This is a genomic window from Priestia sp. TRM10 (assembly GCF_057808375.1).
Map to the genome: position 1 here is coordinate 667,031 of NZ_JBJZOT010000002.1, position 20,835 is coordinate 687,865.

The 20,835-nt window shown below is 35.9% G+C and carries 19 protein-coding genes; 2 read left to right on the top strand and 17 right to left on the bottom strand.

The features are described 5' to 3' along the window. Positions 1-106: 106 nt before the first annotated feature. The 13 genes from ACK3CR_RS03385 to ACK3CR_RS03445 all read right to left on the bottom strand — a co-directional run bounded on the left by ACK3CR_RS03385 (position 107) and on the right by ACK3CR_RS03445 (position 13,687). Positions 107-889: an IclR family transcriptional regulator gene (locus ACK3CR_RS03385; RefSeq protein WP_243520123.1), complete on the bottom strand. Its 783-nt coding sequence runs from the start codon at positions 887-889 to the stop codon at positions 107-109. A 1,063-nt stretch (positions 890-1,952) separates the two neighbouring features. Beyond that, a complete protein-coding gene (locus tag ACK3CR_RS03390) occupies positions 1,953-2,210 on the bottom strand; it encodes a ferredoxin (protein ID WP_243520121.1) in 258 nt (85 codons plus the stop codon). Between the two features lie 88 nt (positions 2,211-2,298). Then, positions 2,299-3,093, bottom strand: a complete 795-nt coding sequence (locus tag ACK3CR_RS03395) for an alpha/beta fold hydrolase (protein WP_243520119.1) — start codon at positions 3,091-3,093, stop codon at positions 2,299-2,301. A 109-nt stretch (positions 3,094-3,202) separates the two neighbouring features. Further along, positions 3,203-3,991: an SDR family NAD(P)-dependent oxidoreductase gene (locus ACK3CR_RS03400; protein WP_328123797.1), complete on the bottom strand. Its 789-nt coding sequence runs from the start codon at positions 3,989-3,991 to the stop codon at positions 3,203-3,205. A 42-nt stretch (positions 3,992-4,033) separates the two neighbouring features. Then, on the bottom strand, positions 4,034-4,543 hold the full coding sequence (locus ACK3CR_RS03405) for an aromatic-ring-hydroxylating dioxygenase subunit beta (RefSeq protein WP_328123798.1): 510 nt from the start codon (positions 4,541-4,543) through the stop codon (positions 4,034-4,036). A 22-nt stretch (positions 4,544-4,565) separates the two neighbouring features. Then, the gene (locus tag ACK3CR_RS03410; RefSeq protein WP_243520113.1) at positions 4,566-5,867 is read right to left on the bottom strand and encodes an aromatic ring-hydroxylating oxygenase subunit alpha; all 1,302 of its coding nucleotides are present in this window, start codon (positions 5,865-5,867) and stop codon (positions 4,566-4,568) included. Between the two features lie 29 nt (positions 5,868-5,896). Further along, positions 5,897-6,682, bottom strand: a complete 786-nt coding sequence (gene nadX / locus ACK3CR_RS03415; protein ID WP_243520111.1) for an aspartate dehydrogenase — start codon at positions 6,680-6,682, stop codon at positions 5,897-5,899. A gap of 16 nt (positions 6,683-6,698) precedes the next feature. Beyond that, the gene (locus tag ACK3CR_RS03420) at positions 6,699-8,144 is read right to left on the bottom strand and encodes an aldehyde dehydrogenase family protein (RefSeq protein ID WP_243520109.1); all 1,446 of its coding nucleotides are present in this window, start codon (positions 8,142-8,144) and stop codon (positions 6,699-6,701) included. A 14-nt stretch (positions 8,145-8,158) separates the two neighbouring features. Next, on the bottom strand, positions 8,159-9,847 hold the full coding sequence (locus tag ACK3CR_RS03425; protein WP_488974776.1) for a thiamine pyrophosphate-binding protein: 1,689 nt from the start codon (positions 9,845-9,847) through the stop codon (positions 8,159-8,161). A gap of 31 nt (positions 9,848-9,878) precedes the next feature. After that, positions 9,879-10,688 (bottom strand): SDR family oxidoreductase, encoded by an 810-nt coding sequence (locus ACK3CR_RS03430; protein ID WP_243520105.1) that lies wholly within the window; start codon positions 10,686-10,688, stop codon positions 9,879-9,881. Between the two features lie 161 nt (positions 10,689-10,849). Then, positions 10,850-11,773, bottom strand: coding sequence for a VOC family protein (locus tag ACK3CR_RS03435; RefSeq protein WP_488974777.1), 924 nt, complete (start codon positions 11,771-11,773; stop codon positions 10,850-10,852). 119 nt (positions 11,774-11,892) lie between these two features. Continuing rightward, positions 11,893-12,426, bottom strand: coding sequence for a cupin domain-containing protein (locus tag ACK3CR_RS03440; protein WP_243520101.1), 534 nt, complete (start codon positions 12,424-12,426; stop codon positions 11,893-11,895). 463 nt (positions 12,427-12,889) lie between these two features. Then, positions 12,890-13,687, bottom strand: a complete 798-nt coding sequence (locus ACK3CR_RS03445; protein WP_019391008.1) for an IclR family transcriptional regulator — start codon at positions 13,685-13,687, stop codon at positions 12,890-12,892. Between the two features lie 739 nt (positions 13,688-14,426). Between ACK3CR_RS03445 and ACK3CR_RS03450 the strand changes: the two genes are divergently transcribed. Together ACK3CR_RS03450 and ACK3CR_RS03455 are read left to right on the top strand one after the other, a co-directional pair. Further along, complete coding sequence (locus ACK3CR_RS03450; RefSeq protein WP_243520099.1) at positions 14,427-15,731, top strand: MFS transporter; 1,305 nt, start codon at positions 14,427-14,429, stop codon at positions 15,729-15,731. 424 nt (positions 15,732-16,155) lie between these two features. Further along, positions 16,156-16,335: a small acid-soluble spore protein H gene (locus tag ACK3CR_RS03455; RefSeq protein WP_019391006.1), complete on the top strand. Its 180-nt coding sequence runs from the start codon at positions 16,156-16,158 to the stop codon at positions 16,333-16,335. 168 nt (positions 16,336-16,503) lie between these two features. Here the strand turns inward: ACK3CR_RS03455 and ACK3CR_RS03460 are convergent, their stop codons facing one another. From ACK3CR_RS03460 to zwf, 4 genes are all read right to left on the bottom strand, one after another. Continuing rightward, positions 16,504-16,992, bottom strand: coding sequence for a hypothetical protein (locus tag ACK3CR_RS03460; RefSeq protein ID WP_243520097.1), 489 nt, complete (start codon positions 16,990-16,992; stop codon positions 16,504-16,506). Positions 16,993-17,040: 48 nt separating this feature from the next. Then, a complete protein-coding gene (gene fsa / locus ACK3CR_RS03465) occupies positions 17,041-17,709 on the bottom strand; it encodes a fructose-6-phosphate aldolase (RefSeq protein WP_488974778.1) in 669 nt (222 codons plus the stop codon). Positions 17,710-17,754: 45 nt separating this feature from the next. Next, on the bottom strand, positions 17,755-18,648 hold the full coding sequence (gene gnd, locus ACK3CR_RS03470) for a phosphogluconate dehydrogenase (NAD(+)-dependent, decarboxylating) (RefSeq protein WP_243520093.1): 894 nt from the start codon (positions 18,646-18,648) through the stop codon (positions 17,755-17,757). 365 nt (positions 18,649-19,013) lie between these two features. Then, positions 19,014-20,501 (bottom strand): glucose-6-phosphate dehydrogenase, encoded by a 1,488-nt coding sequence (gene zwf, locus ACK3CR_RS03475; RefSeq protein ID WP_243520091.1) that lies wholly within the window; start codon positions 20,499-20,501, stop codon positions 19,014-19,016. Between the last annotated feature and the right edge of the window lie 334 nt (positions 20,502-20,835).

The following is a 20,835-nucleotide window of genomic DNA, read 5'->3' on the forward strand; positions in this document are numbered from 1 at the left end:
AATAATGTTTGCATAGCAATGTTCCTCTTCTTTAACTTCTGAATCCGCTTTCATCTTCTAATCTAGAAATTTAATAAGTCTCTTAAATTTCTAGTAAAAAGCTCCATTACTCAATATTTTGTCTTGCCTTTCCTGTATAGCCCGCAAGCTGTGATAAACGATAGGCTAGTTTTATAATTTCTTCTTGTGCAGCGTCTTTTTTTACATTCCAACTATTCTCTAACATGGTAAAGCTCACACCGGCAATTATCTTGTTTTCAAAATTATAAATTGGTGCAGCTACACAATGAAATCCGATTGCTGATTCCTCATTCTCAGTAGCATACCCTCTCTGTTTTGCTCTTTGAACATTATCATAAAGTTCGTCAATGTTTGTAATTGTATTTGGTGTCTTTTTCTCTAAGTTATGAGAAGCATAAATTTGTTTTAGTTGCTCTTTGCTATATTGGATAAGCTGTATTTTACCGATAGCAGATGCATAGGCAGGAAAACGCATACCAGGGTCGGTTACAAGACGGACTCTTGAATCTCCTTCCATTTTTCCTAAATACACCACATCCCCTTCTTTTAGAATACCTAACTGGATATGTTCATTAATACTTAGAACAGATGAACTCGCCTCTTTATAAAAAGATTGCAGAATATCAAACTGGTGAAAGTATCCTGCACTAAGTGCTCCTAATGAATGTCCAAGGGAATAGGTATCTCCTTCTTCTTTAGTAATCCAACCTAAAATTTCAAGCGTGTTTAATAAAGAGTATAATGAGCTTTTACTAATTTCTAGCTTTTTAGATAAATCAATTAAACGTAGCTTTTTTGGATGTTCACTAATTTCTTCTAGTACTTTGTGTGCTCTTTCTATTGCTGGGACCCAATACTTTTCTTTCATAAATTCTTTTTCACCTTCTAGTTTAGTTATAATTAAGTTCTGTATACGGAACTAAGTTCTCCATTAAAAACTAAACTCATTATAACATAATATTTTTAATTTTCAATTAATTAATATTGTTTTTCTTAAAATAAAAAAACAAGCAATTCCTATCGTGTAAAAGAAATTTGCTATCCCTTCCCTTTTCTTTTATCACAACTGCATAGAATAATTTTTATCCTCTTACAGATAGAAGGGTGGCGCAAATAATAAAAAAAAAATAAATAAGGAATAAGGAAGGATTTGGCATAAGGGAAACTGGCGGAGCTATGTCATGTCAGTAGACAAATGATTAATGCAATTGAAAATAATAAGTAGGATTCTAGCTTACAGTTAGCATTTGAATATCACTAAGTATTTTAGGGGATAATGGAAGAGTTATTTATCCCATTGAAGAAGGGGAACAAAAAAGTGAATAAATCAAAAAACAATTGAGGTACAGTTCACAGTAGGAAGTTTTTTCTGTTTTTTAGCTGTATATAATATCGGTTTCTAGTTTATGTAATCTAAGTTATCAGAAATGTATCGTTAAAATATTCTCTAATTCAAACAACAGCACCTACTAAATAGGTGCTGTTGTTTGAATTTTAGGCTCATTTCTTCATATTTATACTCTTTTTGTAGAAATTCCACTGCAGCCCTAGCATGAGTAGTAGGTATATACATAGGGATTTTTCGGTATCCTAATCATCCTGAAAATTACTCCCTCTATCTATTCCTAAAAAGAATTCTATAAAGGGTATAGAAAAGATTTATCAAATATTTTAAAAAAGAAAATAGAGAGGTCATTTCTAACATAAAAAGCAGCCAAGACTTTTAAGAAGCGCTTGGTTGCTTGATTAACCCTCGATATACTTATTGAACAAAACACAATCTATTAGGAAAACCCTTCCGAATGCAAATTCATTTTACTTTTTGGGGGTATTTATTACTGATTAGAGGCTAGTTAAATAATGTTTTAATTTCAACGAGGCATCTTAATCTAACATGCTTTGCAAATATCCTCTAAAATATATAAAGATTTTTATTCAAATTTATGAGGATTACAATTGAAAGTCTTTTCAGCTACTTTAATTGATCCTGTTGGGCATCCTTCTAAAGCATCCATCATATCATCTACCAATTCATCAGGTATAATAGCTGTTCCTTCATTATTATCTAATGTAACAGATGCAATACCTTCTTCGTCATAATCGTAAATGTCAGGGGCAGCAGCCCCACATGCTCCGCAACCAATACAAGTTTCTCTATCTATAATTGTATACTTTTTGCACACCTTCATTTTCCTTCCCCTCTCTCAGCACCCCATTTATTAGGAGGTCTTTCTAAATAAGATTTAGAAATCTAAGATAATGTCGATAGTTTTTCATTTATCTATTTTCATTGAGGAATTCCATAATTCTTGAATTAAACACTTTAGGTTCTTCTTGATAACACAAATGTCCAGATTTTGGAATAATCACAAACTTGGAGTTTATTAGTTCCTCATGAATAGCCTTTGATTCGTTTACAGGAGTAACAGTATCAAGTTCGCCACAAACAACAAGAACAGGAACTGTTATATGAGATAACAAACTCATTTGATTTAGATGATAAAGCGAATATGCTACTGAACGATATCCTGCCTGTCTTACTTGTGACATAATCTCTTTTACTCTCTTATACACTTCTTTTGAAGCATAAGGAGATAACAATGCTTTTATTCTCTTGTCTGCTATCTCCTCTGGAGAAAGATTTCCAATGGAAAATAATCGATTTTCTAACTTCCTCTTATTCTCTTCTTCATTCAAAGCAGCAGCCCCTCTGGTCGGGTCCGCTATAATAAGTTTTTCAATTCTATTAGAATAAAAGTTACAAAATTCTATTGCAATGGCTGCCCCCATTGAATGACCGAGAAGATAGATTTTTTCTAACTTTAGCTCATCTATCACACCTTTCAGAATGTGGGCAAACTCTTCAAAAGATCTCAATTCTTCAGCTGGATCTGAACTTCTCCCATAACCTGGAGCATCCCAAGCAATCACCTTATAATTATTTTTTAATTCACGTATTTGTTCTTTCCACGACTGTGAATTGTTGCTCATTCCATGAAGCAATACTAATGGCTCTCCATTACCTTCTATCTCATAATAAATACTTAAGTCTTTTACTTGTACATAAGGCATAATACAAGTCTCCTCTATTCATTCTAAATTTTAAGAAGGATATTTAATTCTTAATTTTCAGAATCCAAATTCTTCCCTTTTCTATAAAAAAGGCTAACTCCCATAATATTTAACCAAGTCCCCGTACTGACAATCCGCCATCACTAGAAATGACTTCACCTGTAATTGCACGTGATTCATCAGATGCTAATAACACATATGCTGCAACGTGATCTTCTGGTAGCTGAGCAAGTTGAAGTGGGTTTCGTTTTTTTATGTTACTTGCTTTAGTATCATTATCTATAATTTTCACAAATGGACTTAGCGGTGGAATGACTGATAGTTCTGTCAGTGTGCCCCCTGGTGCTACTGCATTAACTCTTATATGAGGGGCAAGTTCGAAGGCAAGCTGGCGCATTAGTCCGATTTGGGCGTGCTTGCTCACTGTGTACCAAACGCCACCACCGTCAGGATAGAAACTTGCACCAGACACAGAAAAAATAATATTTCCATTTGTTTTCTTCAACTCTTCAAGCGCTGCTTTTGCTCCAAAAAAAGAACCTTTAACATTTATATTAAGAAGAAAATCATATGCTTCAGAAAGTGCATGAGGAGGCACATCGGCAAATTTAGCAAATCCGTCGAAGACACCAGCATTAGCAATAAAAACATCTAGCTTTCCAAATTGGTTAACAGTAGCTTGAACAGCTTGATCATTGTCTTCGTATTTGCTTACATCTCCTTGATAAGTAAGGATGTTCGTTCCAAATTCTTCTTTCATTTTCGCTAGCTTTTCTTTAGAGCGGCCCATAATGCTCACTTTTGCTCCTTCTTGTATAAAACGGCGTGTGACAGCTTCCCCTATTCCCGAAGCACCACCAGTAATCAATACTACTTTATCTTTTAGCATCATTGCCATTGGACACGACCTTTCTTGTTATCTTTTATATATAACAAACTGTTATACAAAGATGGCAAGGTTTCTTGTATTTATTGTTGTTTGATCTACAATGAATACACGCTTTGAAAGTTTCCATTTTCCATCTTCAAACGTAAATTCATCATTTCGTTCACCAGAGATTAAATCATGGTGAATATCTTTGCTTCGGCTTCGATAAATAAGTAAATAGCTTTTTACGACTGCTTTTTCTCCTTCAACAAAATCTTTAACACATACATTACTAACAAAACGGCGTGTTCTTGAAGGAGGAATTTCCGCCCATGCATAGTCCGTTTTTAAACGTTCTACGCGAAGCTTTAGCAACTCAATATCATCATTAAATGTGAACATATCTGTTGAATAGTCTGGACGTTCTGTTCCTTCTTTATTGACACGTACAGGCATTTGATAACGCAAACTAGAATGCATTAAACTAAACCAGTCATCAAATTCAATATCATCCAGTAATTGTGCTTCATGATATAACCATTGTTCAAACTCACATTTCACTAACATCTTTTCTACATTCATTTTTCCCTCCTCCTCCCGCTTATCACTTTGTCATTAATTCCATCCAGTATTTGTAGAAATTACGTTGATTTGCTTCTGTAAATTTGTCATCATAAGTAACACCTGGACCGATAAATTTAACAGGTTCACGATGCAGTCCCATTGTGTAATTGTAAGTTAACTTCTTTTGAAAAGGCATAGCGCCTTGGGCAGCTTCTGTAATATCTGTAAATACTTCTGTATCATCTTGTTCAAAAATTCCGGACGGACTAAATGTCAAAATAAACGAATCTCTTGAGCGCTCTTTCCACTCTTTTGGGGCATTCTTTTCAACAAACATCCAAGCGATTACTTCCATCTTATTAAGACCAATTGGCCGCCACATTCTTATGGAAGTATTAGAGATTAAATGATCTTTTATTTTTGTATGTGAAATTAAAAACGATAAGTTTGGAAAAACATTTCCAATCATATTTTTTAAGTTTGATAGCACTTCATATTGTTCTGGGGACAAATTTCTTTTATATTCATCTTTTAATTCTTCAGGAAAAGCGAAATCCGGGTTAGGGGTTCCGAGGTTTAGACCATGTCCGTTTTCTGTATGAATTTGAAAACCGCGTTTGGAATACGTTGCATTTGGTACCATTCCTAATTTTGCAATTGAACCATGTGTAACCATCGTATGGTAGGAATCACCAACAAAGTTATCAGAACCAACTTTCCAGTTAGAATGAACAACAAATCGTTGCGGAGCTCCTACTACTTCCATTTCGGCACGTCCTACTAGGATATCTAAATACCATCTGAAGTCACCTAGAAAATCTTCAAGCGGTTCTGCATGATCATTCCATGTTCCAAATAAAAGCCCTTTATAAGATTCAAGCCTCACTTGGTGGAGCCCCATTTTGGAACGGTCTATCTTTCCGCCATAAGTATCTTTTTGAAGAGGAACCCCAACAAGATCACCAGTATTTTTAAAACTAAATCCATGATATGGACATGTAAATAAAGACTTGTTCCCTTTATCAGCTCGACATAATTTCATGCCACGGTGAGTACACATATTATAAAAAGCATGAATTTCATCATTACTATCACGTGTAATAATAATGGAATATCCGGAAAGTTCACGTGTCATAAAGTCGCCTTTATGAGGAACTTCGGATTCATGACCAACAAAAACCCACGTTTTTAGAAATACTTTTTCGTGCTCTAAATCATAAACCGTTTGATCACCTAAAAGGTAAGCTGGAATAACTCCTTCCTCAGGTTTGACTGTCTCATACAGATAGTCAATAACTTGCTCTTTTGACATTTCCTCTAAAGGTCTATCTGTTTTAATCATTCTTATCCTCTCCCCCTCGATGAGCTTCATTATCCAATTTGAACCGTTCTCTCTTTGTTTTGCAACGTAGCTAATATACTTAATGAGGCTAAATAACTTGTTTTTGGATTATTTGGCATTGGATCATTTTCAATTTCAAGCTTAAAGTTTCCAAACGAACCCCACGCTTCAATAAGATGATTATTTTTCACGACATTTGGGTCAGCAATAATAGTCACTTTTGTGTTTTCAACACCAAGACCAGCCAAAGATAACACAATCGCAACATTAATATTTCTCGGAAACTGCTTAATGGCTTCCGCTGCAGAGCCTTCAAATAAAACCGTTTCTTTTTCTAATGAAACAGCTTCTCTTAAGGCACTTGGTGGTTTTCTTGTTGTAAGAGATACAGACTTAAGCCCGTTCACAGCTTTTGCGGATTTAAGGATATCAAGTCCTCCAATTGCTCCAGAAGGAAGAAGGACCCTTACCTTATTTTTTCGACAAAGTTCTCTTGCTTTCTCTTCAAAAGTAGCATCTGCCATAACTCCTACGCTACTTAATAACAAATCTTTTCCAGCTTTAAGTGCTTTCAATGCATATTCCTCAGCAGCTTCAATCGTCGCTACCTCAATAACTAAGTCGATGTCAGAGGTAAGAAATGACTCAATATCACCATAAAACTCAGCATCAAATTCTTTAGCTAGTTGAGATGAGCTTTCTTTGCGGCGTGTATAGATTGAACCAATTTTCCCACCGGGAAGAAGTTCATCCTTATTTATGGCCTGAAGCAGAAATTTACCAATATTCCCGCATCCAATTAACCCTAATTTCATGTTCTTTCATCCTTCCTTAATTAGCAAACCCATAGGAGTCTGTGAAAAATTCCAGTCCGCAATGTCTTGTTTCCCGAGAAACACCACTTTCTTTTAAACCTGGAAAATCAAGAGCCAAATCGTTAAAAATAGTATGATTGTTATGGAAAACCGCTCCTGCTTCAAGACGAGCAGCTATCTCAATAGCTAATTCTTCATTTTCCGTCCACACAGAAGCTCGCAGACCAAATTTGCTATCATTCGCTAACTTTATAGCTTCATCAATAGTAGTGAAAGGCAAAATAGGGATAACTGGTCCAAACTGCTCGTCCTGCACGACCTCGCTTTTTTGATTTACTCCTGTAACAATAGATGGAAGCATATAATAACCTTTATCCCATGTTTCTGGATTAAGTTGAATACCAGCAGTGACCACTTCTGCACCTGAAAGAGCTGTACGTTCAATCAACTCACTCACATAATCAAACTGTGCTTTATTATTTAATGGCCCCATTGTTACATCCGGTTGTATCCCATCACCTACAACAACTCGTTCAAATTCTTTTGTTAATTTTTTCACAACCTCATCATAACGTGATTTGTGGACATAGACACGTTTAATAGCTGAACATACTTGGCCTGCCGCTCGTAAAATACCCGTTTTGAGACGTTTGATTGCTTCTTCATCAAGGTTAGCATCGTCCAAAATAATGGCTGGATCATTTCCCCCTAGTTCCATATATACTTTTTGGAGGTTTTCAGCAGAATTCTTCATAATTTCTTTTCCTGTTGTTGTACTGCCAACAAAAGCGATGGTACGAACACGGAAATCAGAGCAAAGGGTATCACCAATTACTTTTCCTGAACCTGTCACAATATTAATGACACCTGGGGGAAAATGTTCGGCAACTACTTTTAAACAGCTCATAATTGTTAAGGGACAATTCGTAGCGGGTTTTACAACAACCGTATTACCAGCTAAAATGGCTGGGATGACTCGTTTAAATGTTAAAATCATAGGAGAGTTCCAAGGGGTAATCACGGCTGTAATGCCCCTTGCTCTTCGTCTGATTTGGACTTTTTGGGTTCCTGTAAGTACTTCTGGGTTCCACCAGTTCAACAGTTCTGCTGCCCCGCCTTTCATAATCTCAACACAGCGTAATAAATCTTTCTTAGCTTCTACAAGTGCTTTGCCATTTTCCCTCACAAACAAGGTGACATTTTCTTCGATAATATTCGCTAGTTTTTCTGCCGCTTTGTTCATTAGAGCAGACCTATCTTCTACATCAGAACGAGACCACATTTTATAAGCTTTCTCTGCTGCTTCTATGGCTTCGTTTACAATTTCCTTAGAACATAGTGCAACTTCCCCGACTACTTCTGACGTGTTTGCAGGATTGATTACATTGGCTGTTTCTCTTATTTCTTTCCATTCTCCGTTAATAAGGTATTTCCCCGAAATAACTGGATATGTCGAAATCATTTTTATGTCCCCCTTTATAGTTTTTTTGGTTTAAATGCTTCCGCTGCTCCTGGGGGTCCGCCGAACGGCTTTGCCATTGGCCCAACAGCTTCCATATCAACTACAATCATTGAAGGGTTACGTCTTTCTTGGGCCTTCTTTAGTTCGTTGACAAATTCATCTCCAGAGCCAATTCTCACCGCATCAAAGTGCATGGACTGAGCAAGCTTCACAAAGTCTGGGCTTAGTAAATCAACAGCTACTTGTCGTCCATATGCAGCATCTTGAATATTACGAAGAACTCCGTACCCTGAGTCATCAAATAATACAATAATAAGGGGTAACTTTTCTTCTGCTGCAGTAACCATCTCTCCAACATTGAGCATAAAGCCTCCGTCCCCAGCCATTAGTACAACTGTTTGATCTCGACAGCCTATTTGTGCACCGATTGCTGTTGGAAGGCCTTGGCCAATTCCACCTCCTGATGCATGAATAGAAGTTCTCGGTTCGTAAATTTCAAATAAGCGACTTCCCCAAACATTTGCCTGTACAGTTACATCTCGAACTAGAATCGTATCTCGTGGTAATATGTCTCTCATTCCATCTACAAATTGCTCATATGGTCCAAGCGTTTTACGAAGTTTGCCACGAACTTCATTTCTAAGAGAACCTATTTCTTCTATATAAGTAGAAACTGGCGAAACCGATTTTTCTTCAAGTTTTTGAATAAGAGCCTTTAACATTTCTTTCGCATCGCCAACTAATCCAAATGTTGCTTTATAGTTACGATTAATTGCTTGAAGATCTGCATCGATTGCAATATGTTCTTCTGGCACTATCGCTTTCCAGTTCGACGTTTCATTGCCTCTAAATCGCACTCCTACACTGATTAATAAATCTGCATTTCGTAAAAACTCTCTTGTAGACTCATATGCCATAAAATGTCCTATGCATTGCTTATGATCTTCTGGAATTGAACCTTTTCCTGATTGACTTGTTATCACTGCCGCACCAAGCATCTCCGCTAATTTTTGCAATTCTTTTGAAGCATTAGCAGAAATCACACCGCCTCCTGCCCAAATTACCGGCCGGCTTGCTTCCCTAATTTTTGTCACGGCCTGTTCGGGAATTAATGCTGATACTGAGGATTCAGACGCTACAAGCTGTACTTCCTCAATAGAAAGATCTTCAATAATTGCTGATTGGAAATCGATCGGGATTTCTAGCGATACTGGTCCCATAGGTGCAGTTAGAGACTCTTTAATGACCTTTCTCACTACTGCAGCTGTTTGTTCAGGCTTTCTAAGTCGAACTGCCTTTTTACATGCACCGCTCATCATCGAAAGTTGATCTTTGCACTCATGTATGTAGCCTCTCCCTGTACCAAGATACGTAGAGGCTACTTCACCAGTAAGATGAAGTAGTGGAACACCGGCAGACCAAGCTTCTACTAATGAACCGGCTGCATTTCCTGCCCCTGTTCCCGTGCTTGTAATTACTACACCTAACTTTCCAGTCGCACGAGCATAACCATCGGCCATATTAACAGCACCGCTCTCCCCACGCGAACAAATCAGTTTAATGCTTCCCTCTCTAAGAATGGCATCATAGATAGGCATATTATGAATACTGACTACACCAAAAGCAGCTTCTACGCCTGCTCGTACTAATTCTTTTACAATGGCATCAGCAGTTGTAAACTCTCTTATTTCTTGTTTTTTCATTTTCATATCCTACCTTTATTCAGTGATATAATTAAAGGGCTTTGCCAATTGCTCCTGCAGTTTCAATTGTTGAACCAGCTACATAACTTGCTTTATCTGAACCGAGAAATACAATAACACTAGCAACTTCTTCTGCCTCTCCGACACGACCAAGTGGAATATTTCGTTTTTCCGCAAGCTCTCTGTAATACCTCTCCGGATCCATATCAGGCGCATTTTTTAACCTTCTGCGTTCCCACTGATCAGTCCGAATTAATCCAAGGCTAACGGAATTCACTAAAATATTGTCTGTGGCCAGTTCTTGAGAAAGCGTTTTGCTTAAATTCAAAAGACCAGCTCGAGTAGCTGCTGTAGCAACCATATGACGCTCAGGTTCTTTAGCAAGTGTAGCGTTAATATTAATAATCCGTCCTCCACCTCTTTTAACGAGATGTGGATGAGCAGCACGAACCGCATAGATGATAGCAAAATACTTTAATTGAATTTGTTCTTCCCACTGTGCATCCGTAATATCGAAAAAGTAACCCATCACACTTTGTCCAGCTGCATTTACTAATATATCGATTCCACCAAATCTTTCGGCTGCACCGTTAATAAATGAGTCAACGTCTGATTTCGAAGTAACATCACAAGTTGATGTAAAAATATCTTCTTTATCGCCAAATGAAAGCAATTGACTTTTTGCCTTTTCCATGCGTTCTTTGTTTCTTCCACAAATCGCTACTTTTGCTCCTTCGCCCAAAAACATTTCTGCAGCTTTTAATCCGACACCAGATGTGCCACCCATAATAACAGCTACTTTTTCTTTTAAACCTAAGTCCATCTCATCATTTCCTTTCATAAGCAGCTTCTCTCTAAACGTTATATTGCTGGAAAATGAACAAGATGCGAAGTCTTACTTACCACTATAACGTCTTGTTTAGATGATAATAAGGTGAAGCATTTTTCTAAATTGTTTCTTTATCAATCCTATTTTTCAGTTATTCTTTTCCTTTCGTTTCATTAATGAACGTCAACTGTTTCATCTGCCCATCCTGGATCCGGATCTCCCTTCATTGCTTTACGGGCTTCGGGTTTTGGTGGCCCTGCAATTCCCCACTGATCCATTAAATGAGGCACACGTTTCCATACACGTGCTCTCCACTCAGACTCATCTTCAATTGTCTCAAGATAGCACGTATACTCCATAACGAAACCACCTGGATCTTGAAAATAGCAGAAGATGTTGTCTCCTGGTCCATGACGTCCAGGTCCCCATAGCTCTTCTAGTCCTGCTTTTCGAACGTTGCTTATACCACGCATTAGTTCATCAACTGAATCAACCTCATAAGCAATATGATTAACTGAAGCATGCTCATCTTGGTTGAATGCAATGGAATGATGTTTTCTATTGCATCGTAAGAAAGACATTTGGTGCTCGCTCCAGTCTGTTACTTTAAAGCCAAGTACACTAGTATAAAATTCTACAATCATATCTAGGTCTTTTGTGTTCATCACAACATGATTCAACTTCACAGGATCTACATTTTTCTTATTCCAAGTAGACGTTTGAACTTCCACCCAAGCTGAAAGTTCTATTACACGGTTTTCTGGATCTACAAATTGAAGACCATATCCAGCTCCTGCTTCATCCAAATAACCTGGTTCTTTGATAATACGTACACTTTTTGATTTTAATATTTCAGCTGCACGATCCACGGCATTCTTATCGACCATTCCAAATGAAATATGGTGCAACCCGCGCTTTTCTCCCTTATGGAGACTTACAATGTGATGTTCTGGTCCTGCACCGCGAAAGTAAACAGTATTTTTTTCTTCCGGAACATCTACCCTATCTAACCCCCAAATCTTCTCATAAAAATTTGCTTGTTCATCAAAGTTCGGAGTAATCATACTAATATGTCGCAAATGAGTAATTCCAAGCACTATTTATCCCTCCTACTAGATGGATTCCTTTTCATAGAAAGCGCTATCATTTATCATTCTACTTAAAAGGAGTACTGCATTATTTTCATAATGCAGCCCTTCCTCCTCTACTTCTCTCGTTAATCTTTAATAATGGCTTCTCTTTCTTTAGCACGTTGTTTACGGAGTTCTTCAAGTTCGCTACCTTCTGGATATGTTGGTAGATTTGGTTTTATCGCTCCAAGCATAACGAGCATACGTGCTTCTTCTTTTCCATCGTTTCTAATGCCGCGATATACTCCTGGCGGGCTGCTAATGCAGTCTCTCGCACTTAGTTTAATTTCATGCACTTCACTGTCGCTATCTTCCTGAATCAATGCTGTAACTTCTCCCTCAAGGATAAAGAACACTTCTTCTACATCATCGTGAAGATGTAATGGTCCAATACATCCTGGAGGAAGAACCATTGTACTTAGAGTAAAATGTTCTCCTGTAATAACGTTTGAATCATTGTTAGCTGTAGCGCCGCGGCCAATATACCGCATTTGTGCACGTCTATAAGCTGGATCAATCTCTTCTTGGAACTTTAACACATTCCAATCAAGTGTACGATCTTGCAAGCGAGCCACATATTTCTTTTCAAATTCTTTTACGGAAAAAGTTGCTTTTGTCATTTTAAAAATCCTCCCTTTATTAGCTATATATAAAACTCTATTTTGTTTTATATATAAAACTATGTTTTATCTTTGAGTTAATTCTAAAATGAAAATATTCCATTGTCAACAAAACTTTCAGATAATTTAAAATTTTATTTAGATAGATCATTTTTGAAAAAATCTAAGTAGCTAGTTTAAACTGTTAAAATACGATCAAGCAGCTTATTATCTCTAACAAGCATAAAAAATCCATCTAGAAAGTTGCTCTTCAACCTTCTAGATGGATTTACGAACTGATAAATATAAAAAAAGGCACAAAGCTCGTGATCGTGAAATCTTCATGCATACGTAAATTTATCCTCTTTTAAACAAAACAAGTGTGATTCCCCTTAACAATTGAGGATTCACACTTGTTGAAAAAAGATGATGATTTTTATAAAGACGATCTGCTGCTTTTTTAGTAGTCTTTTTAAATAAACGATTATAGCACCGTTTTACCTCCACTGTAGCCCATATAATCTGATAGTAAGTGAGCCACTTCAAGCAATTTTGGCAATGCCACTTTATCAATAAAGTCTTCCTGGTAAACCGATTCTACTGCTACGACATTTAAAGCAGCTACAACTTTCCCTGTCCGGTCAAAAATTGGCGCTGCAACAGAGTAGATATCAGGAAGGAATTCCCCACTTGTTATCGCATATCCTTTTTGACGAATAGATTCCAAATGCTGCTGAAGCTCACCTGGGACTGTTGGAGTTTTATCCGTATAAGGAGTAAGATTTGAAATATGAAACATTTCCGTTACTCTCTCTTTCGGTTCATATGCAAGTAGTAATTTTCCATTGGCTGTTGCATGAGCTGGGAGCCGTAAGCCAATGTTCACATTAACAACAGATATTCCTCTAATCGGAGCACTTCCTACATATACAACTTCCTGTCCATCCAAAATGGATAAATGACAAGAGGCACCGATTTCATCACGTAATGTTTCCATATAAGGCTGAGCAATCTCTGGGAATTTTAAACTATTTAAATAACTAAAACCTAATTCAAGTACTTTTGGCGTTAGACTATAACGCTTTGTATTTTCATCTTGGGAAAGATAACCAAGGTTTTGAAGTGTAAATAACAAACGATATGGGACCGTTCTGCTTACACCCAAGTGTTTGGCTATTTCTGAAAGTGACAAACTAGGCTGCTCTTCATTGAAAAGCTTTATAATTTCTAATCCTCTTGTTAATGCGTTAGCGCTATATTTTTCTTTCTCTACGCTTGCCATTTAAGTACCCCTCCTGTTGTTTATTATTCTAACTTTCTGCCACCTTAAGCTTATTATAGAAGTAAACTATCTTCACCTTTCTTTCTCTAAAAAAGGTAAAAGCACCCCTGACAGCCTTTTTTTATCAGACCATCTATTGTCACTATAAATAAAAGTGAAAACTAAGTGACTCTAACTTCAATATGCTTTAGTTAATCATTTTTCAAAAGGTTTATATTAAAGAGTTATGTACAACATTTCTAGTTTTCTTTGCTTAAACCTCTATTTAACCTCTGATTATACAATAATTTCATAGTTAATCGTTAATCGTTTATATCCAAAACATTATTTATATGTAAATTATAGGTTTTTATAAGTTTGAATTCAACACGAATAAATAAGAATCCTTAACAACTTATGGATTCCTAACAGTCTTAATATTATTTTTTGTAATTACAAGAAATGAAGTTTTCAATGACATGAATTTATGTAAAAATAGGATCCCCAAAGATATTGAATTTTCAAAATATTAAATTGACAAATGATCTTGGTTATTTTATTGTTAAAAAATAAAAACAAAGTTTTATAAGTAAAACACAAATAGATCTCTACTTATCGTGTTTTCATAGAAAAGTAAAGAATGAGGAGAATTATTACTTTTGCTGAAGAGAATAAATCTTTCTTTAGTGAATTCTCCTCCATTCATTTGCTTTTCGCTTTATATCATAAGGAATTTAATATTTAATAGGGAGAGGATAAGATGTTACAGGGACAAAAAAGATGGTTGTATATTATCGTACCCGTTTTCTTTTTTTGGTTCTTCGGACAAATCGACAAAGTTGGGATTTCTGTCATTCAAACAGACCCCGAATTTTTAGATGCACTTGGGATAACAGGTGAAAATAAAAATGCAAAAATTGGCCTCCTTTCATTTGTGTTTACTATTGCATATGGGGTGTCAAATCTCTTTTGGGGCTTCATTATCGACAAATTAGGTGCACGAAAAACTGCTATTGCCGGATTATGTGTTTGGACGCTTACTATGATTTCGTCAGGTCTCAGTACTTCATATGAAATGTTTTTAATAAGCCGAATTATTCTTGGTTTTGGAGAAGGAATGATGATCCCTGTATCTGGTAAGTTTATTTCTGCATGGTTTAATAAAATTGAATTAGGACGTGCTCAGGCCTCATGGCTTACAGGAAACTATTTAGGGCCTGCTATTGGATCTGTTGTACTTGTACTCGTTATTTCATCATTTCACTGGCAGGCAGCTTTCTTTATGTTAGCAGCCTTTAACTTATTTATTAATATCCCCATGTTTATCTTCCTGACAAGAAATACACCAGAAGAACACCCGGGAGTTAGTAAAGATGAACTAGCTTTTATCCGTCAGTCGGATTATGAGACAGAAGAAAAAATAACCGAGAATAAAAATTTTGCTCAAGATTACCGTTTTTGGCTTGTCTGGATTGGGATGCTAGTAAATTCTTTTCTCTTCTTTGGGATTAGCATTTGGCTCCCTACATATCTCATAGAAGCCAAAGGATTTGAGCAAGAAGGCATGTCAAGCATTACTTCACTTTCCTGGTTATTTGCGCTTGGGTTTGTTTTAGCATGTGGTTTTCTTGCCGACAAAACAAATCGTCCAAGTTTAATGGCAACCATTTTATTTTCAATGACAGCCGGCTTTTTAACACTAGCTGTTTTTATCCCTAATCCAATTTTAGCGGGAGTTTGTATGGGTCTAGCAATGGGCTGTCAGGGAGGAGTTTTCCATCTAAGTAATATGCTAATAGTAAAATATTCAACGCCTAAAACAGCTGGACGGGCAGCTGGTTTGCTAGGTTTTGCAAATATTATGGGCGGCTTTTCAAGCTATATTATGGGATGGCTTCGTGATCTATCAGATGGTGACTTCAGTACATCAATTGCTATGTTAATTTTCGCATCCCTTCTAGGTGTAAGCGCTTACGTGTTTACTATTAAGAAAGAATCTACTGAACTTCATGAAAATTACTTGCCTATTCAAAAAGCGAATGGTCCTGATTCTAAAACTCTTTAATAGCACTACAGAAACTTCATAGTCTTCACAATGACAAATCATATCCAACATAAAATGAGCCCCTTTTTTAATAACACAATTATTATTATAGGTACCTTATTCGTCTAATCTTTCATCTTTTTAAGATTTCACCTTTTCCTCTTTTAACTGTTTAATAGTTAATCATTAGACTCTTATTATGTCTAATAATAGGTAAGAAGTAGAATGACGAACAGCCAAGGCTATTTTAAAAAAGCACTTGTCTGGCTAGGTATCACTAGATTTATCTACATGAAAGGCAACCTCTTTTGTTCTTGAATAAACGAACTGATGTAAATATATTAGGAGGTAATGAATTGTGTTTCGTTTTACATTCTTTTTATGTATATAAAGCAGCTAAAAGTAAATACTGTAACTGTTATAAATGAAAAAGGAGGCTGCCAACATGGATGCACAAAGAGCACAAGAAATTTCTAATTCAACGAACATGGCTAATATAATGTATAATGGAAAAAATGTTTATATCGAACATGTAGATCAAGAAAATGGAACAGCTACAATTCATAATATTGATGAACCAAATAATAAACAAAGTGTTTCTATATCAGATTTAACAGAACAATAAATCAGTTAAAAAAGATATATAAGACAATGCTTTTAAGAGCGTAGACAAACCCCATCCTAATCTAAAGTTAGGATGGGGTTTATTTGTGTATCTGCTAAAAGTCTCTGGTGATTAGGCTGGGCATGTCCCTCACCATGTGCAATTAATCATTTAAGAGTAAATTGGCCTCTATATGAAAGCATTTACGATATCTTCTGTCTTTAGTTCTAATAATTTCTTCAGAAATTGTATAGTTTTCTTAGTACTTTCGTTTTCTTCCATATTCGGATTGTTTTGTTCAAATTCAGTAAGAATTTGAGTAATTGCTGTTTTATAACCTGTTGTTTTGATAAACCATTCACCTAAAAGTTGCTTAGTAGATTCTCGTTCTTCTTCATTTTTAACAGCAAATAAACTTTCCATCTCAGGTTCTTTTAATGTAATTGAACTGAGGTTTTCGTCCATAACAATCCAAAAAGAATTTTTTTGATGTTCATAATGATGCTCATAATGTTTGTGTTCTTTTAATAACAAATAATCAATTTCAAGCTTAACCCCATAAAAAAGATTATCTACCGTTGGAATAAGAAGTTCTTTAATATTAACGTTCTTTACAAGGTCCACATATAGTTCTACACCATGTATAGTCTGAATTCCTTTAGCATCTAACAAACTCATCACCTTACCCCCAGTCCTATCAAAATAAAGTATATCCATTTAATCAATTTATTTTTTAACTGCTTTTTCCCAATCAGCTGCAAATTTTTCAATTCCTTGCTCAGTTAAAGGATGCTTCACTAATTGCTCAATGACAGCATACGGGATTGTTGCAATATGAGCACCTGCAAGTGCTACACGTGTGACATGATCGGGATGCCTTACAGATGCAGCAATAATTTGAGAATCTATATTTTGAACTCGGAATAATTCGGCAATTTTAGATACTAAATATACTCCATTTTCAGAGATATCATCTAGGCGTCCTAAGAATGGGGAAACATAAGTTGCACCAGCACGAGCTGCTAAAAGAGCTTGGTTCACTGTAAAAATAAGTGTTACGTTTGTTTTTACACCTTTCTTAGAAAGATAACGTGTCGCCTCTAATCCCTCTAATGTCATAGGAAGTTTAATGGTTATCTTTTTATCTCCATTGTTAATTTTAATTAATTCTTCAGCTTGAGCAATCATTTCTTCGGCTGTAACAGCATCTGGAGTTACCTCTGCAGAAACGGATTCAACCTCTGGTACTATTTGACAAATTTCTTCAATACGGTCTTCAAATTTTATGCCTTCTTTTGCAACTAAAGATGGGTTCGTTGTCACCCCAGATAAAATACCAATTTTGTATGATTTCTTAATATCCTCGAGGTTTGCAGTATCAATAAAAAATTTCATAATTTTATTCCTCCATTATTTTAAAATTTATATGGGTTTATCTTTTTATTTTTTTTCTACAGCATGTCCGCCAAATTCGTTTCGAAGAGCTGCTACAACTTTTCCTGTAAATGTGTCGTTTTCTAATGAGCGATAGCGCATTAATAGAGACATCGCAATAACTGGAGTTGCTGTCTGCAAATCTAAAGCTGTTTCAACTGTCCATTTTCCTTCACCTGAAGAATGCATAATACCTCTAATACCATCCAACTTGGCATCTTTAGAAAAGGCATTTTCTGTTAGTTCCATAAGCCATGAGCGAATAACCGATCCATTATTCCATACTCTTGCTACTCCTTCATAGTTATAATCAAATTCACTTTTTTCTAATACTTCAAATCCTTCACCAATTGCTGCCATCATTCCATATTCAATACCATTATGAACCATTTTCAAGAAATGCCCACTTCCCGCTTTTCCTGCATAAAAGTATCCATTTTCTACAGCCGTATCACGGAATATAGGTTCGACCAAATCCCATGCTTCAGGATCTCCACCAATCATATAACAAGCCCCATAACGAGCCCCTTCTATTCCCCCTGAAGTTCCCACATCCATAAAATGAATTCCTTTTTCTTTTAACTGATTATAACGATTAATAGATTCTTTATAGTGAGAGTTACCTGCTTCGATTACAATATCCCCTTTTTCTAACAGAGGCGTAATTTCATCAATAACTGAATCCACAACAGTATGGGGAATCATCATCCAAAGAACTCTAGGTGTTTCCAATGAGTGAATGAGTTCCTTTAAACTAGATGTACCTGTACCTCCATACTTTCTCATTTCTTCAACAGCATCTGTATTTACATCAAATGCTACAACCTGGTGACGTTGGTCTAGTAGATTTCGACCTAAATTTATACCCATTTTCCCTAAACCAATTAACCCAATTTTCATCATGATTGCCTCCTACCATTAATATTTAGCTAAATAAAAATTGTTGTTTTCTACTTAACGGTCTGGCTTTTTCTATCTTCAAATACTTGGTATAGAAAAGTTGTTATGCTTCTTGTCTTTACATGATTTTGATTTAGGCATGTATTATACTTTTATTAATGTGAAAAATATTTTCAAATGATTCACCTATAAAGTCTATGTCATAGGCTTACCACCAATAGAAATCCAGGATAACCAGATTTCTCCCCATTAACGGTATCGGTAGATAAAGTTCGAATGGTATTTATAGCAAGTGTTTCAATGTTAGTATTCATAGATATTATTCCTTCCTAATCACTTTCTTATTTTGTTTTAAAGCGGTCAAACTAATTTTTACGTTCCGAGTATTCTTCATCAAACCACCATTTGAATCCGTTCTCTTCTAGTAAACGATTAGCTTCATCTGGGCCATGGGAACCTGATGAGTATGAATAAAGAGGCAAAAGATTTTCTTCAAAGGCTTCTAGTATTGGCTGAATCCATTCCCAAGCTAATTCAACTTCTTTCCAATGAGCAAAGAAGGTGGAATCACCTGTTAAAGCATCGAAAATTAGACGTTCATAAGCTTCAGGTGCCCCTTTTTGATCTGCTGCAAATTCCACTCTAACCGGTTCGATTTTTCCATTTTTTAATGGGTTTTTACTATTCAACTGTAAGGCTACATTTTCATGTGGGTTAATTTCAATAATTAAGAGATTTGGTTCAACTGTCTCATCCTGATTTTCGTACAGATCTTTTAAGTAGTTTTTGAATTCAATGACAATTCGAGTTGACTTATCCTTCATTCTTTTTCCAGTCCGAATGTAAAAAGGTACTCCATTCCAAAAGGAATTATCAATCCATAAGCGTGCAGCTACAAATGTATCATTTTGAGAAGAAGAATCAATTTTAGGTTCATCAGTATATTTCACAACGGGTTGACCATGAATTTCACCTGCATCATATTGACCTCGTATAATATGCAGCCCTACATCTTCTTTCTCTATCGAACGAAGTGACTCCATCACTTTCCTCTTTTCATCACGGATTTCATGTGAACTAAGTTTTTTAGGAAGGTGCATAGCAGTCATCATTACGAGTTGTAGCATGTGATTTTGTACCATATCCCGAATTGCGCCTGCTTGATCATAATAATCAGCTCTTTTTTCTACTCCGACCGTCTCACTTGCTGTAATCTGAACATTAGCAATATGTTGGTTATTCCATAATGATTGAAGAATAGGATTGGCAAATTCTAAAGCCTCCAAGTTTTGAACCATCGATTTTCCAAGATAATGATCAATTCGATAAATTTCATCTTCTTTGAAGGCTTTACTTAATTTTTCGTTTAAGTCTTGCGCAGATGCCAAATCATGCCCAAATGGTTTTTCAATAATGAGACGCTTCCATCCTTTTGTAGAACCTAATCCACTTTCTTTGATGTTTAATGCAATAAGATCGAAAAAATCTGGTGCTACTGATAAATAAAACATCCGATTTTCCGGAATCCTTAGTTCATCTTCACGTTGTTGAACAAGCTCTAATAAATCTGCATAGTCTTTATTATTTGTCGCATCTAAGGCTTTGTAACAGAAAGAGCTTATAAAATCCTCTATTTTTGAATGATTATTTATCAATCGTCGAGAAAAGGTTTCTACTGATTGTCTCACCTGATTTTGAAAATCTATATCAGACATTTCTTCTATACCTGACCCAATAATAGAAATAGATGGAGGTATTTTCTCATCTAAAAACAAATTATATAGAGCAGGGAAGATTTTCCTTTTAGCCAAATCCCCTGTCGCTCCAAATAAAACAAAAGTCATCGAGTCCATTCCACAATCCTCCTTTTAATAAAATTCTTTATTTGGTTTTTCACATTAACTACAAAGAACTATATTTAATTTTGATTTCGTTTAAATATTTATTTATTGATTTCACTAGAAACGATTTCACGAGAGGATACCAATAACCGATAAACAAAATGCCCTTGTTTTTAGGAAGTTTTCCCACTTTGAAAAGTTTGTCCTTTTGCTTTATCAATTATGTACATGATAGTAGGATGGACAAATGATATCAGCAAAATAAGAGAGTACTTCTTTCCCTTCTAGGTCTATAATCAAAAGATTTTATAAGAAGCAGAAGATTTTTTTCTTACTGAACTGAAGG